The organism is Exiguobacterium sp. s192, assembly GCF_018618795.1.
GTDB lineage: Bacteria > Bacillota > Bacilli > Exiguobacteriales > Exiguobacteriaceae > Exiguobacterium_A > Exiguobacterium_A undae.
The window spans coordinates 1-15178 of record NZ_JACSMS010000007.1 but is presented as its reverse complement, the minus strand read 5'-3'; the positions used below and the strand labels follow the sequence as shown (position 1 = coordinate 15178).

The following is a 15178-nucleotide window of genomic DNA, read 5'->3' as shown; positions in this document are numbered from 1 at the left end:
CTCCACCTCTGAGCAAAGCGTAGGTGGAGGTAGTTCAACAAAATCACCATGACGCACTTCAACACCGCGCGATGCTAAATCCGATGCTTTTTTCGGATCACGGACGCTGACAATCAGATCTTCTGCTGCGATTTTCGTTAAGAGATGCTCAACAATTTTGGTTCCTAATTTTCCGGTTGCTCCGGTTACAAGTAATTTCATAGACGTAAGCTCCTTTTGTAATAAGTTTCTACCTGTATCCAATTGTATTACAGGTGATACACTATGAGGAGTAGGCACTTTTTCGATACCAGGTCATACAAACCGAACTATAGGAGGAATTCCCGATGAATCAAGCTTCGACAACTGACTCCCCTCTTTCCCAGCGGACGGCGTGCCCTGTTACCCGAGCCCAGAACATTATCGCCGGCAAGTGGAAAATCGTGTTGCTTTGGCATCTCAGTACCGGAACAAAACGATTTCACGAACTCGAACACCTGTTGCCGGGGATTTCAAAAGGCATTTTGACACGACAATTACGGGAACTGGAAGCGGACGAAATGATCGACCGGAAAGTCTACTGGGAAGTCCCGCCGAAAGTCGAATACTCCTTAACCGACACCGGATACAGCTTTCTTCCGATCCTCGATCAGATGGCTGCTTGGAGCAACCGCCATTTTCCACCCGAATCCGAATCGTGATACTTAAAAGGGCGACTTCCGTTGTTGGAAATCACCCTTTTTTACGGCTTATTGTTCTGTTACGACCGCTTTGAAGTGCGCATCCATTGCCGCTGCAACACGCAGACCGGAAATGACGGCACTCTCGACCCGTGTCCGTCCGGACGTATCTTTCGGATCGAGGAAGGCATCTCCCGCAAGCCAAAGCGGATGTTGATCGAGCTTCAGGTAAGGCGTGCGGAAGACGTCGCGCGCCTGCGCATACCGCCAACGTTTGAGTTGGCGGGAGATGATCGTGACCGGTCCTAGTTGCTCCTGCAGTAACCGTTCGATTTCCGCAAGCGTCGCGTCTTCCCCTTTGTCATACCAGGATTCACTCCAGTCTCCTGCCATATAGACACTCAGAAGCGGGGTCGCCGACACTTCTTTTTGCGCATTGTTGACGATTTTCAACATTCCGGTTGCGAGACCTTCGTCCAGTAGACCGACCTCACCAATTTCAAGCGTTTCCTGAATCTCGAACAAACCGACGAACGTCGGCTCAAACGTCACTTTCCCGAGCCGGGCGTGATCGGATTCAACTAACGTCAACGGAGATGCTTCCAGTAAGTCATAAGCTTGCGGCACCGGTGCCGTCAGCAGGATGGCATCATACGTCCGCGTTTCTTCAGATGCGATGGTTTGAAGTCCGGGTGCATCCGACTCAATCCGTTCGACCTGTTCATTTAGATGCACTGGAATTCCACGGGCTATCGATTGAACCAGCTGATTCATCCCGTTGACCGCAATGTAGCGGGGAAAGTCATCCCCGAACCATTTTCGGATCAATCCCTGTTCCAGCCATTCGTCCACTTCCTGCGCCAACTCGTCTGTCCTTACCGTAAAGAAGACAGCCCCATGATCCGCTGTTCCCTGGTCGATCCGTCTCGTCGCCATCCGTCCCCCGACACTTTGGCTTTTTTCAATGACCTCGACCGCATATCCTTCCGTCACCAATTGACGTGCCGCAAAAATTCCGGCGAGCCCGCCCCCAATAATCCCAATCCGTTTCTGTTGTTCCATCCAAATTCCCCCTCTACTTGCTTCATTTCCACAAGTATAGCGGTTCGCTCGTCAAACGACGCCTTTTAACGTTCTTCGAATATGCTCGTCCGTTCCAACTCGACTAGTACACGGGCATAGTTGTGATTGAAAAACTGTTGGTGATGCTCCAGTCCGCGCTGGACACACCAGCCGATTCCCGTCAGTGCTTCAAACAGACGGTAGTACGGCAAATAGACTTCAATCGGTTCCGGTGTCCTGACTTGCCCGTACCCTTGTTGGTAGGCGTCAAGTAACCCGGATTCGCTCTGGAAGACATCGCGATCGAGTTTCGTGAAGTCGATCTCCGTCGCTCCGAAACGTGAGGTTTCAAAGTCAATCAATCCAGTGAGGTTCCCCCCGTCTGCGAGCAAGTTACCCAGCCGGAAGTCCAAATGGACGGCGACAGGTCGAGAGGGCTCCGGTAACTCACGTTCATGCCGCTTCAATTCTGTAAAGGCGGCTTGATAGAGGGCAGGTGACAACACCTGTTGAATCGCCGGCTCAAATGAGGTCATCTTCGCATTTCGGAAGACACGCCAGTCCTGGGAGGTAAAGGCGGTGAAGCCCTTCTCCTCAAAATCACCGTACGCCTCACTGGTACACGTATGGAGTGTTGCATGCAATTGTCCGATTTGCGCGGCGAGCGCCGGTGTGACCGTCTCAATCGTTGAACCGGCAAGTGCTTCGAGCACAAACGCACCCGTCGTCTGTTTGGTTGGTCGCGCCGCCATGAGAATCTTCGGCACAGCAACACGACTGGCCAAATACGTTAACCAGCCGTGTTCCCGGTACCATTTGTCTGCCGTATACGGACGCTTTAAAAACACGGTCCGTCCATCGCGTAGTACCAGGCGGTCGACATCCGAACTGTATGAATCGGTGACGGAAAAGATATCCGCGACGTCCAGATCAAACGATTGAATCCATTCTTCCCGCGTCATGAAGATTCCCCCAATCGTTTTTCGAGAGTTTCACCAGGCAGCCCGTCAATCGGTCCAACGTACGTCGAGTGGAATCCAAGATTCGTCAAAATCTTTCGCGACGCGAGATAATTCGGATCAATCGTTGCCGTGACGACGGTTAATTCGTGTTCCGTTGCCAGTTCGAGCAGTCGTGAGGCGAGCAATGATCCGTAACCGTGACCCCACTGTTCCGGCAGTGACATGACCGATGCCAATCCATGTCGCGTCCTGATAGACGAGGTATGATCCGAGACGGTCATGCCGCTGTTGCTCGATGATCGACGCGAACCGCCGCTTGGCTTCTGTTTCGGTTAAGGGATGTTCTGTAATATAGCGCATGACCCGCTCATCCGTGACGAGTGTCGAATAGGCGGGATAATCCGCTTCTTCCATTTTTCGCAGTTCAATCATGAGGTCACTCCTTTTATCTGTATTGATGATGAGTCGGTTCAAATAACTTATCCGTCGAAGGACGGACCATCGCAAAGTGTTCGACATTATAGTGTCCGTGTAGGACCTGATTATGATGGGCAATCATCTGCTCTGCTGATAAGACATCGGAGCCGTTCGTCGTATGTCCGTCAGCAACGAGTGTCACATCAAATCCGTTGACGGTTGCACTGCGGACAGCCGTATCGATACAGTGTTCCGTCTTACAGCCGAGGATGACGATATGTCCGACCTGTTGCTCTTTCAGATGACTGAGCAACGGCGTGCCGTGAAACGAATTGGTGGCGGCTTTGTCGAACGTGACTGCCTGATCTGGAATCTGAATCGAGGAGTGCACCGCAAAGCCGGCTCCTTGTCCATTCGCGACATCAAGATCCCGGATGAAGACAATCGTATGATCATGATCGCATGCTTCTTGCACCACTTGATTGATGACTCCGATGACAGATTCCCTCGCATAAACACCGGATTCTTCGGATGTCCCTTCGACAAGATCCTGTTGAAAATCGATGACGAGTACCGCTTGTCGCATCTGAATATCCCTCCTTTTGGTTTCTTTACTTTCTTCTTTCCCTTCCCCACTGGAAAATCCTGTTTTTCACAAGAGATTTTAAGCCTTTACGAAACTTTTGATCGGTTTGATGCGTTGAATAAGACGATGGAAAGGATGTTATGTATGGAATTGTTGCCGCTCTTTTTTGTAACTTTCACCATCGTCTTGGCTGTGAATCTATTTCTCGACAAGATGATCATGAACCGTGAGATGACACGATCTGTTTTTTTAACTAATCTATTTATCTGCTTCTTGATTTCGCTGGTTCTGGTAAATATCTTTTATTTACAATCTTTGATGAGCTGAACAACAAGACCGCCCACTCGGATCAAGTGGGCGGTCTTGTTGGATTCAATAGACTTCGTAGGTTTGTCCGGTCTGTGCCCCTTCGACACTTTTCTCGAACGCTGTCGCGACACGCGATGCCGGAACGGCTTCGAATCCGCGAAAAAATGGTCCATACTTCTCGAGTGACTCAATCAACACGTTTGGACTGACACTGTTGATCCGGATCCCCCGTGGCATCTCAATCGCCGCGGCATGAACAAACGCTTTGACCCCGCCGTTCGCAAGGGCCGCTGACGCGCCTTGCCGAATCGGATCGTCCATCATGATACCGGTCGTCAACGTAAAGCTGCCCCCGTCCCGAACCGTCTCCAAACCAAGCAGGACGAGATTGACCTGCCCCTTCAACTTACTGTCGATTCCGATCTGGTTTAACGCCGGTGTCAAATCCGTCAGCGGTCCGAAGTGTGCCCCGCCAGTCGCACTGACGACGGCATCGACCGGACCGACCGCTTCGTACATTGAACGGATGCTGTCTTCCGACGTGATGTCGACTTGGACATCCACACCCATCCGCCCGGCCTGGATGATTTCATGCCGCTCCCCTAATTGTGCGACGACGGCTTGCCCGATTGTTCCGCTCGCTCCGACTACTAAAATTCTCATCCCTTTATCCCCCTTCTGATCTGGACTACGTGTTCAGCCTACCGCAAATCGGAAGTTTTTTTCAAGAATGAGCACGATACGTGCGATAGAACTGAGCAATCCGAAAGCCGACATAGGTCGAATCCCATAGCATCGGATAGGTCGTCCTTTGATATACATCCCAATAGCTGATAATCCGTCGTTCGACTCGTTGCAGATAGCGGTCGTTTGCTGCGGCAAAAGTTTTCAGCTTTTCTTCGGACCAAGTCTGTAACATCGGTTCGATCCGTTCGAGAATCTCGTATACATATTCTCCTGTCAGTTCAATTAAATAAAGTAGTACCCAGTCCGTTTTTGCTTGTTCCTGTTCCAGCCGGCGAACGTATTTTTCCCGGACATATCCGTCATGGTGACGTGTATACATGCAGTACAGCAACCACCGTTGGGATTGGGATAAGGTGTGGATTTTTTCTTCTGCTATTTCATCGAAGTACATGCGGGACGGCAAAATCAACGTTTCTTGCCAATACGCAATTTCAATCGTCCCCGAAATCGTGGATCTGAACCATCGGCGCGGCAAGAGACGTGTCACGACTTGGACATCTTCCGCACAGGATTGCGGAAAGGCTTGGACCCAGTTTTCTTTGATACTCATCTGCTTCCCTCCTTTTGTTTTATCGTGTCGTCAGTCCATCAATTTTCCAACTGTTTTTCATCACTTTTTCTCCATGCCAATAAATGATGGCGTATCCTGCATCTATTTGTTTCTTTTCTTTTGGATGGATTTCGATTTCACTGTCGTAATCACAAAAAGCGTATTGAAAGCGGGTCACATCGGTCAGTTGCTGCATGAACTGAATCGCGATATCTTCCAGTCGATCGATTCCGACTTCTTCAAATCGCATTTCATTAAAAGAAAGAACAAAACCAAAAAACTGCTGTTCTTTTTGAATACTGATCCCAATCGGAATTTCTTTCATTTCATGGCAAGCCGTTAGACAGATTGATACTTCACCGTAGTAATAACGAGTGAGTAGGGCACAATCCACTTCTTTTTGATGACTTTCCACCCACTTCTCTCCGTCCTCGTCTAAAGAAACACGGGAGTGCAGGATTCGTGCCCCTTGCTGTTCAAGATGGTGAAGGAGTCGGCTTAATTCCTTCTCAATTTGGTTTGTTTCATCATATACCAATCCGACACTGATCATTACGAGAGATCCCCCCTCTTTTCTAACATATTTTAACCTATTAAAAATACCCTTTCAGATGGTTGCATCTGAAAGGGTATAGGATGAGTCAATTATTCGACTGTTACCGATTTCGCCAAGTTACGTGGCTTGTCGACGTCGCAATCACGACCGAGTGCCGCATAGTACGAAATCAACTGAAGCGGTAAGACCGACAAGAGTGGTGACAAGAGCGGCTCGACTGCTGGGATGACGAATGCATCCGTCGGCAATTCGAGACCTTCTGCTGCGATGACACACGCGTTAGCGCCACGTGCGACGACTTCCTTGACGTTGCCTCGGTTGTTGAGGTGAACGTGCGGTTGTGTCACGAGGGCGATGACCGGTGTGTTGTCTTCGATCAAAGCGATTGGACCGTGTTTCAATTCGCCGCCGGCATAACCTTCTGCCTGGATGTACGAAATTTCTTTGAGCTTGAGAGCCCCTTCCATTCCGACATACGCATCTTGACCACGACCGATGAAGAACGCATTGCGTGATTCAGACAAGTATTCTGAAGCGATTTCCTGGAACCGTTCTTTTTGTGACATGACGGACTCCATTGCGCTTGAGATTTTTCCGAGTTCTTTCATGAGATCGAAGTTCACGTCGACACCTTTTGCTTGAGCAAGGTCAAACGCAAGGACTGCGAGAACAGCGATTTGTGCTGTATACGCTTTTGTTGACGCCACGGCGATTTCAGGACCTGCATGCAACAAGAGCGTTGCGTTTGCTTCACGTGATAACGTTGATCCTGCGACGTTCGTGATTGTCAGTGCCGGGTGACCGAGTTTTTTCGCTTCGACGAGAACCGCACGGCTGTCCGCTGTTTCACCTGATTGTGAAAGGAAGAGGAACAGTGGTTTCTCAGTCAAGAGCGGCATGTTGTAGCCGAACTCAGACGAGATGTGGACTTCTGTCGGGATACCCGCGATTTGTTCGATCAATTGTTTTCCGATCAATCCTGCATGGTAGCTTGTTCCGCAACCGATGATGTAGACACGGTCACGTCCGAGGACTAAATCACGGACTGACTGATCGAGTGTGATTTCACCTGACTCGTTTTGGTATTTCTGAACGATGTTCCGGATAACAGCCGGCTGCTCGTCCATTTCTTTGAGCATGTAGTGCGCGTACGTGCCTTTTTCGATATCTGATGCATCGATTTCCGCTGTATACGCGTCACGCTCTTTGACGTTTCCGTCTAAATCTTGGATTGTGACACTGTCACGCGTCAAGATGATCATTTCGCCGTCATGCAACTCAACGAATTGATCCGTTACTTGAAGCATAGCCATTGCGTCAGACGCAACAACGTTGAACGTACCGTCACCGAGACCTACAAGAAGTGGTGATTTATTTTTTGCGACGTACAAGACATCCGGGTTCTCGGCATCGATTAAAGCGAGTGCATACGAACCGTGAAGCACACGAAGTGTTTGACGGAATGCTTCTGTCACGTCACCTGTTGCGGCAAAATTCTTTTCGATCATCTGCACGATAACTTCTGTATCCGTGTCGCTGAGTAAATCAACATTGAGTTCTGCTTTTAACTGCTCATCGTTTTCGATGACACCGTTATGCACGAGTGTGAAACGTGATGAAGCACTTTGGTGTGGGTGGGCATTCGGTACACTTGGGACACCGTGTGTCGCCCAACGTGTGTGACCGATTCCAACAAGACCGTCTGCTTCTGCAGGAACAACTTCGCGTAGCGCAGCAATCCGGCCGACTTCTTTATGGACTTGAACGCCGTCATTGACGAACGCAAGACCAGCCGAATCATAACCGCGGTACTCGAGTTTTTCGAGTCCCTTTAATAAAATTTCCTTTGTGTTAACCTGTCCGATCATACCTACGATACCGCACATAATACATTCTCTCCCATTTACAAGTATTTCCCTGAAGAGGAAACGGCTCTTGTCGAGAGTTGTCATGACGCATCTGTTTGTCCGTCTAATCACTTAAACGATTTCAGATGTGTTTTCGGTACTGACATGGTACCGGGAGGCATCCGCCGAATGATTCGATAAACCTCCACCTCGTCAGCTGCCTATCACATAGTCAGCCCTGGCGCTTTCATTTCTGTCCGACCCCGTTTCTGTCCGACTTTACAATCATACGAACTTTATTTAGAAAAAGCAAGAAAGGTAACGTATTTGTAACTATTCCCGATATTTTTCTAAACGATACCTCTAATACCTAGATTTTGTAAAAAACTCTTTTTTTATTTTTACTCTGTTTTTGCTTTTTGTCTTGTGTTCGTTTGATGATGCTTTTTTATCATGTAAAACAGAAATGCATTTTTCATGCGACTTCTACAGGAAAAGGAAGCTCCGCTTCCGCCAGGAACAGGCAAGATCGGTTGTCGAGAGACGACAGCTAGCTTGCGTTCCGCCTGAGAAAAGCACGTGAAAACAAGCATTTCGACAGAGTCAGCTTGAAAGCTGTCATAATCCCCCTGACAATCCGTCCAACAAAAAAAGGAGCGGATATTCATCCGCCCCTCCGATTTACTCAGTTTTCTTGTAACGCGTAGTTTTCACGGACAACGTTCGCGATCCGCTCAACGTACATGTCACACGCTTCTTGCGTCGGCGCTTCCGCCATGACACGGACAAGTGGTTCTGTCCCTGACGCGCGGACGAGGATCCGACCGTTGCCGGCCATTTCCGCTTCCACTTCCGCAATGATGGCTTGAACAGCCGGACCGTTCATCGCACCATTTTTATCCGATACACGAATGTTGACGAGACGTTGCGGGAAAACCGGCATTTCTGCTGCGAGTTCCGACAACTTCTTGCCTGTCGCCTTCATGATTTGCAAGAGCTGAACGCCGGAAAGCATCCCGTCTCCTGTCGTTGAATAATCCATGAAGATGATGTGACCCGACTGTTCGCCGCCGAGTGTGTAGTTGTTTTTGCGCATTTCTTCGACGACATACCGGTCACCGACCGCTGTCTGTAACGCTGTCATACCGTGTTCTTCGACCGTCTTGTGGAAGCCGAGGTTACTCATGACCGTCGCAACAATCGTGTTGTCCTTCAAACGACCGATTTCGTTGAGGTACTTCCCGCAGATGAACATGATTTTATCGCCGTCGACGATTTCACCGTTCTCATCAATCGCAATCAAGCGGTCGCCGTCACCGTCAAATGACAGACCGACGTGTGCGCCCTTTTCAAGGACGAATGCTGCGAGGTGTTCCGGGTGTGTTGATCCGACACCTTCATTGATGTTGAGACCGTTTGGTGTTGTTCCGATCGTCGAGACTTCCGCTTCCAGGTCACCGAACAGACGTGGTGCGAGACTTGATGTCGCTCCGTGTGCACCGTCGATCGCGACGTGGATGCCTGAGAAATCTTCATCCGATGTCTGACGTAACATATGCAGGTATTTTTGCGCGCCTTCATAATAATCGTGGACAAAGCCGAGTTCTTTGCCGGACGGACGTGGTAATGTATCTTCCACTTGATCAAGCAGGCCTTCGATTTCAAGTTCTGTCGCATCATCGAGCTTAAAGCCGTCTGAACCGAAGAACTTGATTCCGTTGTCTTCGACCGGATTGTGTGACGCGGAAATCATGACGCCCGCTGTTGCATCCATTGTTTTCGTCAAGTACGCGACACCTGGTGTCGAGATGACACCAAGACGCATGACTTCCGCTCCGATTGACAGGAGTCCGGCAATCAGGGCATTCTCAAGCATTTGTCCGGAAACACGTGTATCACGGCCGATCAAGACTTTTGGACGTGTGCTTTCGTGTTTCGTCAAGACATACCCACCTGTACGACCAAGACGATATGCCAATTCAGGCGTCAATTCTACGTTTGCGACGCCGCGAACGCCGTCAGTTCCAAAATACTTACCCATATACTATTTCCTCATTTCACAAAGTTGATTTAATTGGCTTGAACCGAGGTCCGGGGAACCGCTTTAAGCGTGATATCCATATGATCCGGACGGAGGACGTCAAACGCTTTTGACGTCTGGTACGAAATCGGTAAGCCGTGTGTACCTTCTTTTAAGCCGGTCACATCAATGACCGCTTTGATATCCGTTGCATCAATCGAGGCGAGGTCCGCCTCACTACCGCGAACAACAAGATCAATCGTTTGTTCGTAATCGACCGTATACTTCGATTCATCAAAACCGTTCAACGTTACCGGAATACCGGAAATCGTTTTTTCGGCCCGATCTTCCACCGTTTCTGTCGTCGCTTCGGCATTTTCCTTCTCGACGACGATACTGACTGTGATCGAGGTTGGTTCCATCGCCGTGACATTATCCGGTTCGATCAGTTTGACGGTTCGATCCACCGTCTTCGTTAATCCTTTTAAGGAGACCGCTTCCGTCGTGACGGAACCGATGCGCGACAATTCTTCTTTTGTTCCGTATAACCGGGCTTCCGTGATGACCGGAACGATTTTAACGACTTTATACCCTTTTTTGACGGCATCTTTTGTTTCGACATTAATCGGGACGGTTTTGCTTTCTTTGTAGACAGGCACCGTCACCTCAAGTTGCTCGGGGTCATAGGTCGCGCTGATCGCATTTCCGTTCGCATCGGTTGCTTTGACATTAAACGATTCCGTAAACGTCTCCGCTCGTCCGGTTACATCGATCGGGACTTGGATTGCGGTGATGGCTTGAAGCTTCTCCGCACCGCCGGTCACAGAGACCGTTTGTTGGGTCGGCTGTGCTTCGCCGACGACATACCCTTCGGCGATTTTGTTTTTATTCAACAGTGCCACTTGAACAGGCACTTCTTTTGTGACCTTTTTATCCAGGAATACTTCAATCGTTTCTTGTTTCGGTGTCACTTCAACATCTTTGCCAAACCCGTCGGCAGACAGTCGCACCCGGTGATACCCGGGATCCAGACCCGTCAAGTCAATCGACAGACCAAAGTCTTTAACGAGCCGAAGCATCGTCAAACTGCTGGATGGTCCTTTAACCGTCGTTTCGATGGTTTCTGGAATATTATAGGCGACCCACTGCGTTTCATCATAATTGACGGATACCGGTACGTCAAACTTTGCTGAGCCTTGACCGGCAATCGGCAACAGGCTCGCCGCATCACTTTTGACGGTCGAATTGGTTCCTGCCACCATCAGATACAGCATGACGGCAAGCAAGACGGCAACGATGCGAAGAAACCAGCGTTCATTGAACCATTTTTCGAACATTATTTTTTCGCCCCCATCCAGTTCAAGAAGGAAGTATTCGTCGGTTCGGCTTTGACAATCGTTTCAAGTAACTTCGTCCGGAGCGATGCTTCATCCAGCTCCCGGTACAGACGACCATTGATGGCAAGGGAAACACCACCGGTTTCTTCTGATACGACCAACGTCACGCTATCCGTCACTTCGCTGACACCGATGGCTGCCCGGTGACGTGTTCCAAGATCTTTTGAGATATGTGCACTCTCAGAAAGCGGTAAATAACAAGCGGCTGCCGCAAGTTTACCTTGTTGGACGATGACGGCCCCATCATGGAGGGGTGTGTTCGGAATAAACAGGTTGATCAATAACTGACTCGTGATTTGAGAACCAAGCGGAATGCCGGTTTCGACATATTCGCTGAGTCCCGTTTCCCGCTCAATCGTGACCAGTGCCCCGATCCGGCGTTTAGACATGTACTGTGCAGACGTGACCAACGCGTCGACAATCCGGACTTGTTCATCTTCGTCACTGATCGCGCTCCGTGAGAAAAATTTACTTGTCCGTCCGAGATGCTCCAGTCCCCGGCGTAATTCCGGCTGGAAAATGATGATAATCCCGAGTAAACCGTACGTAATGATTTGGTTCAGCAGAAATTGTAACGTCTTCAGTCCGAAGAATCCGCTTAAGAACCAGCTGATCAAAATGACCGAAATCCCTTTGATCAATTGGACTGCTTTTGTACCTTTGACAATGATCATCAGACGGTAAATGACGAATGTCACGACCGCGATATCAATCACATCATTAATATAATCGTACCAATGTACGTTTTCTCCCAGTTTCAACAATTGAAATTGAAGTGGTTGCCAGTTGAAGTAATTCACCAACCGTGCCCCCTATCTCATCTGATTTAAACAGCTTTCATTATAGCACAAAGGGACGAGTTAGACTCGTCCCACCTGACTCATTCGAAGATTCGTTTAATTCCATACCAGACACGTTCAAACAGTTGATCAATCTGCTTGATCTCGCCCGTGACGTTTCCGGCACTCGCTGTATAGGCTTTTCCGTCCACTGTCGTCACGTCACCGTTGACGTTTCCTTCAATGCGGACGTTTCCACCCTCAACGTAGAGGTCTTGATCGACCGTGACCCCTTCCGGTACGACGACTTCGCCGTTCTCTGCCACGATGCCGGGTACGTTCGTATAGGACAAGTCATGTTCTTCCTGTGTCAAGTACCCACCAAGGCTGCCGACGGACAACAACATAAAGATTGAGGCGGCTGCAAGTAACGGATACTGCTTCATCTTCCCGCCGAAACGGGAGGATTTCCTGAGCGGAGTTACATTCGGTTGGTCCACCTGTTCGGGCAATTGTGCCAGCACGCGGGATGTAAAATCCGCCGAAAGCTTGGGTGCTGGAAGCGTGCGTAACTCAGCATCGAGGAGCCGATACTCTTCGAACTCGTCCATCGCATTTGCTTCCCGTAACTCCGCTTCAAGTCGTTTGAAGTCTTCCGGAGGTTGATTTTGATCTAAATAATCCTGTATCCGTTCATACACTTTCTCTCGTGTCATGATGAGTGCCTCCTTCTCATCGCTTCGCAAAATGCTTTTTCAAGGCTTCGCGTCCACGATGAATTCTAGTTTTGACAGTAGCGACAGGTAAATCAATCAGCTCACTGATTTCTTTGAGCGACAGATCTTCGATATATTTCAAGACAAGTGGAATCCGATATTTTTCAGGTAAACCGGCAATGGCTTCCCCCACATCTTGTCGTTGCTCGGAATCAATCACTTGATCTTCCGGCAACTGGTCTTTACTTTCGAGCTGGGAATACAGTGTCAGTCCTTCAGTCCCTGACATCTCAGCATCAAGGGAATAATCGGGACGTTTCTTGCGGAGTCGATCAATCGACACGTTCGTCACGATCCGGTATAACCACGTTCGGAACTTCCACTGGGCATTATACGATTCAATTTTCGTGAATACACGGATAAAGGCTTCTTGCGTGGCATCCTCTGCTTCCATTCGATCACGTAAAACACGGAAGGCGACTAAAAAGGCACCTTCTTTATATAGATCAACAAGTGCCGCAAATGCATCACGGTCGCCCTGCTTCACCCGCTCTATCAAGCGTAGTGTTGTTTCTTCCACTTTGAATACCCCCCGCTCTATGCGGTCAATCTCTTATACGGAGTCGACCAACAAATGTTTCATCTCAATTTGAATTGTAACAAAAAAAACTTGAACTCTGACGAAAAGAGTTCAAGTTCCATCCATTATTTTACTAAACGGTGGTTCCGCATATACTGGAGCAAGTTTCCAATCAAGTCATTCGCAAGGATTGCTGTCCCGTTTCCTTCTTCCAACAGCGGATTGACTTCAACAAATTCGGCTGCAATGAAGTCATCCTGCTCCGCACAATGACGTAAGACCGTTTGCGCGTCCTCCAATAGAATACCGTCCGCGACGCGTGTCCCGGTTCCTTGGACAAGACTTGGATCAAGACCATCCATATCAAAGCTGAGATAAAACGCATCGGTCGTCTCTTTTAAATACGCAATTGCTTCTTCCATGATCGCGTCCATGCCGCGTGTCCGGATCGCTTCCATGTCGTACACCCGGATTCCGAGACGATCAATCAGTTCCTGTTCCCCGGCATCCACGTCCCGTAAGCCGATAAAGACGAGGTGCTCCGGTTGCAGTTTGATCGCACTGCCGCCGATCTCGGTCAACCGTTGATGTCCTTCCCCTAACGCGACAGCAAGCGGCATGCCGTGAATGTTGCCGGACGGTGATGTTTCTGGTGTGTTCAAATCACCGTGTGCATCAAACCAGATGACGCCGAGACGCGGGACAGCTTGACGCAGACCGGCAATCGTTCCGATCGCCATGCTGTGGTCGCCTCCGACGAGTAACGGGAAACGTTGCTCGGTCAGCGCATCGTGTACGATTAATTGTAAATCGTTTGTCGTATGGACGACACCTTCCAACCGTTTGAGCTTTGGATCTTCTTCCCGGACAGCATCTTCTGACAAGACAGCCGCTTCCCCATAGCGTGCTGCTTCTTGTCCGTGTACTGCAAGTGTTTCCAGTAAGCCTGCTTCTTCAACAGCAGCCGGTCCCTGTTCTGTCCCCGGTTTTCCTTGACCATAACGATACGGTACGCTGATATATGCAATGTTCATCGACCTGTTCCCCTTTACTCAGTAAGTTACTTTAATTGTAAGCGGTAACAATGGAGTGGTTCAACTCGACATAAAGACGCATGATTATACAGGAACAGACGACAAAAAAGCACCGTGAGTGCTCTCACAGTGCTTTCGCGTACGTACTTTAATTGCAGGCATTTCAAGTATAAAAAAACTTAAGTCGAACGAAACTCGCTTAAGATCTTTAAGCAAAATTGGTGGAGCCTAGCGGGATCGAACCGCTGACCTCCTGCGTGCAAGGCAGGCGCTCTCCCAGCTGAGCTAAGGCCCCAAAACATAAAAATAAAAAGCGGAAGACGGGATTCGAACCCGCGACCCCGACCTTGGCAAGGTCGTATTCTACCACTGAACTACTTCCGCAAAATATGAGCCATGCAGGATTCGAACCTGCGACCCTCTGATTAAAAGTCAGATGCTCTACCAACTGAGCTAATGGCTCGACATGGTGGGGGGGGGCGGATTCGAACCGCCGAACCCGAGGGAGCGGATTTACAGTCCGCCGCGTTTAGCCACTTCGCTACCCCCCCAGTTTGTCTAGGAACTATACAATTGAAAAAAAACAGTGCCGGCAACAGGAGTCGAACCCGCGACCTACTGATTACAAGTCAGTTGCTCTACCAGCTGAGCTACACCGGCAAAAAATAAAAAATGGTGACCCGTACGGGAATCGAACCCGTGATACCGCCGTGAAAGGGCGGTGTCTTAACCGCTTGACCAACGGGCCATTGGCTCCGCAAGTAGGATTTGAACCTACGACCTACCGGTTAACAGCCGGTTGCTCTACCACTGAGCTATTGCGGAATAAATAAAAATAAATTGCCTGGCAACGTCCTATCCTCACAGGGGGAAGCCCCCAACTACTTTCGGCGTTCAAGTGCTTAACTTCCGTGTTCGGCATGGGAACGGGTGTGACCACTTGGCTATCGTCACCAG

The 15178-nt window shown here is 49.4% G+C and carries 14 protein-coding genes, 7 tRNA genes, 1 rRNA gene and 2 pseudogenes; 1 reads left to right on the top strand and 23 read right to left on the bottom strand.

The features are described from left to right. Window positions 1-39: 39 nt before the first annotated feature. Window positions 40-201: pseudogene (locus KNP87_RS11895) on the bottom strand (NAD(P)H-binding protein); the annotation flags it as partial. Between the two features lie 125 nt (window positions 202-326). Here KNP87_RS11895 and KNP87_RS11890 point away from each other — a divergent pair. Beyond that, window positions 327-680: a winged helix-turn-helix transcriptional regulator gene (locus KNP87_RS11890; RefSeq protein ID WP_214721806.1), complete on the top strand. Its 354-nt coding sequence runs from the start codon at window positions 327-329 to the stop codon at window positions 678-680. A gap of 48 nt (window positions 681-728) precedes the next feature. Here KNP87_RS11890 and KNP87_RS11885 read toward each other — a convergent pair whose 3' ends face one another. The 22 genes and pseudogenes from KNP87_RS11885 to rrf form a co-directional block, all read right to left on the bottom strand. Beyond that, window positions 729-1721: an NAD(P)/FAD-dependent oxidoreductase gene (locus KNP87_RS11885; RefSeq protein WP_214721805.1), complete on the bottom strand. Its 993-nt coding sequence runs from the start codon at window positions 1719-1721 to the stop codon at window positions 729-731. Between the two features lie 65 nt (window positions 1722-1786). Further along, entirely contained in the window at window positions 1787-2683 is an 897-nt protein-coding gene (locus KNP87_RS11880; protein WP_214721804.1) for a phosphotransferase enzyme family protein, read from the bottom strand. Next, window positions 2680-3097: pseudogene (locus KNP87_RS11870) on the bottom strand (GNAT family N-acetyltransferase). Before KNP87_RS11870 ends, KNP87_RS11880 begins: the two are co-directional and overlap by 4 nt. Window positions 3098-3128: 31 nt before the next feature. Then, entirely contained in the window at window positions 3129-3686 is a 558-nt protein-coding gene (locus tag KNP87_RS11865) for an isochorismatase family protein (protein WP_214721801.1), read from the bottom strand. A gap of 372 nt (window positions 3687-4058) precedes the next feature. Next, window positions 4059-4658, bottom strand: coding sequence for a short chain dehydrogenase (locus KNP87_RS11860; RefSeq protein WP_214721800.1), 600 nt, complete (start codon window positions 4656-4658; stop codon window positions 4059-4061). A 61-nt stretch (window positions 4659-4719) separates the two neighbouring features. Next, window positions 4720-5292, bottom strand: a complete 573-nt coding sequence (locus KNP87_RS11855) for a hypothetical protein (RefSeq protein WP_214721799.1) — start codon at window positions 5290-5292, stop codon at window positions 4720-4722. Window positions 5293-5311: 19 nt separating this feature from the next. Next, complete coding sequence (locus tag KNP87_RS11850) at window positions 5312-5845, bottom strand: Imm64 family immunity protein (RefSeq protein WP_214721798.1); 534 nt, start codon at window positions 5843-5845, stop codon at window positions 5312-5314. A gap of 92 nt (window positions 5846-5937) precedes the next feature. Further along, window positions 5938-7734 (bottom strand): glutamine--fructose-6-phosphate transaminase (isomerizing), encoded by a 1797-nt coding sequence (glmS, locus tag KNP87_RS11845; protein ID WP_214721797.1) that lies wholly within the window; start codon window positions 7732-7734, stop codon window positions 5938-5940. Between the two features lie 646 nt (window positions 7735-8380). Further along, window positions 8381-9736: a phosphoglucosamine mutase gene (gene glmM, locus KNP87_RS11840; protein WP_214721796.1), complete on the bottom strand. Its 1356-nt coding sequence runs from the start codon at window positions 9734-9736 to the stop codon at window positions 8381-8383. Window positions 9737-9765: 29 nt separating this feature from the next. Continuing rightward, the gene (locus tag KNP87_RS11835) at window positions 9766-11052 is read right to left on the bottom strand and encodes a CdaR family protein (protein WP_214721795.1); all 1287 of its coding nucleotides are present in this window, start codon (window positions 11050-11052) and stop codon (window positions 9766-9768) included. Further along, the gene (cdaA, locus tag KNP87_RS11830) at window positions 11052-11912 is read right to left on the bottom strand and encodes a diadenylate cyclase CdaA (protein WP_119923844.1); all 861 of its coding nucleotides are present in this window, start codon (window positions 11910-11912) and stop codon (window positions 11052-11054) included. Before cdaA ends, KNP87_RS11835 begins: the two co-directional genes overlap by 1 nt. 80 nt (window positions 11913-11992) lie before the next feature. Next, the gene (locus tag KNP87_RS11825) at window positions 11993-12607 is read right to left on the bottom strand and encodes an anti-sigma factor (protein WP_026834284.1); all 615 of its coding nucleotides are present in this window, start codon (window positions 12605-12607) and stop codon (window positions 11993-11995) included. 16 nt (window positions 12608-12623) lie between these two features. Further along, window positions 12624-13187: an RNA polymerase sigma factor SigW gene (gene sigW, locus KNP87_RS11820; RefSeq protein WP_026834285.1), complete on the bottom strand. Its 564-nt coding sequence runs from the start codon at window positions 13185-13187 to the stop codon at window positions 12624-12626. Window positions 13188-13312: 125 nt separating this feature from the next. Next, the gene (gene rocF, locus KNP87_RS11815) at window positions 13313-14221 is read right to left on the bottom strand and encodes an arginase (protein WP_214721794.1); all 909 of its coding nucleotides are present in this window, start codon (window positions 14219-14221) and stop codon (window positions 13313-13315) included. A gap of 219 nt (window positions 14222-14440) precedes the next feature. Beyond that, window positions 14441-14516 (bottom strand) — tRNA-Ala (locus KNP87_RS11810). A gap of 17 nt (window positions 14517-14533) precedes the next feature. Then, window positions 14534-14605: transfer RNA gene (locus KNP87_RS11805), tRNA-Gly, on the bottom strand. Between the two features lie 6 nt (window positions 14606-14611). Further along, window positions 14612-14684 (bottom strand) — tRNA-Lys (locus KNP87_RS11800). 4 nt (window positions 14685-14688) lie between these two features. Then, window positions 14689-14772, bottom strand: a tRNA-Tyr gene (locus KNP87_RS11795). A gap of 36 nt (window positions 14773-14808) precedes the next feature. Continuing rightward, window positions 14809-14881: transfer RNA gene (locus KNP87_RS11790), tRNA-Thr, on the bottom strand. A 13-nt stretch (window positions 14882-14894) separates the two neighbouring features. Further along, a tRNA-Glu gene (locus tag KNP87_RS11785) sits at window positions 14895-14969 on the bottom strand. Window positions 14970-14971: 2 nt separating this feature from the next. Next, window positions 14972-15046: transfer RNA gene (locus tag KNP87_RS11780), tRNA-Asn, on the bottom strand. A 17-nt stretch (window positions 15047-15063) separates the two neighbouring features. Further along, window positions 15064-15178, bottom strand: a 5S ribosomal RNA gene (gene rrf / locus KNP87_RS11775).

Bases quoted from the DNA above. Each gene is read 5' to 3' on its own strand.
- KNP87_RS11885 (WP_214721805.1), bottom strand. From the start codon at position 1,721: ATGGAACAACAGAAACGGATTGGGATTATTGGGGGCGGGCTCGCCGGA.
- KNP87_RS11880 (WP_214721804.1), bottom strand. From the start codon at position 2,683: ATGACGCGGGAAGAATGGATTCAATCGTTTGATCTGGACGTCGCGGAT.
- glmM (WP_214721796.1), bottom strand. From the start codon at position 9,736: ATGGGTAAGTATTTTGGAACTGACGGCGTTCGCGGCGTCGCAAACGTA.
- KNP87_RS11860 (WP_214721800.1), bottom strand. From the start codon at position 4,658: ATGAGAATTTTAGTAGTCGGAGCGAGCGGAACAATCGGGCAAGCCGTC.
- rocF (WP_214721794.1), bottom strand. From the start codon at position 14,221: ATGAACATTGCATATATCAGCGTACCGTATCGTTATGGTCAAGGAAAA.
- glmS (WP_214721797.1), bottom strand. From the start codon at position 7,734: ATGTGCGGTATCGTAGGTATGATCGGACAGGTTAACACAAAGGAAATT.
- KNP87_RS11855 (WP_214721799.1), bottom strand. From the start codon at position 5,292: ATGAGTATCAAAGAAAACTGGGTCCAAGCCTTTCCGCAATCCTGTGCG.
- KNP87_RS11850 (WP_214721798.1), bottom strand. From the start codon at position 5,845: ATGATCAGTGTCGGATTGGTATATGATGAAACAAACCAAATTGAGAAG.
- KNP87_RS11835 (WP_214721795.1), bottom strand. From the start codon at position 11,052: ATGTTCGAAAAATGGTTCAATGAACGCTGGTTTCTTCGCATCGTTGCC.
- KNP87_RS11890 (WP_214721806.1), top strand. From the start codon at position 327: ATGAATCAAGCTTCGACAACTGACTCCCCTCTTTCCCAGCGGACGGCG.
- KNP87_RS11825 (WP_026834284.1), bottom strand. From the start codon at position 12,607: ATGACACGAGAGAAAGTGTATGAACGGATACAGGATTATTTAGATCAA.
- KNP87_RS11865 (WP_214721801.1), bottom strand. From the start codon at position 3,686: ATGCGACAAGCGGTACTCGTCATCGATTTTCAACAGGATCTTGTCGAA.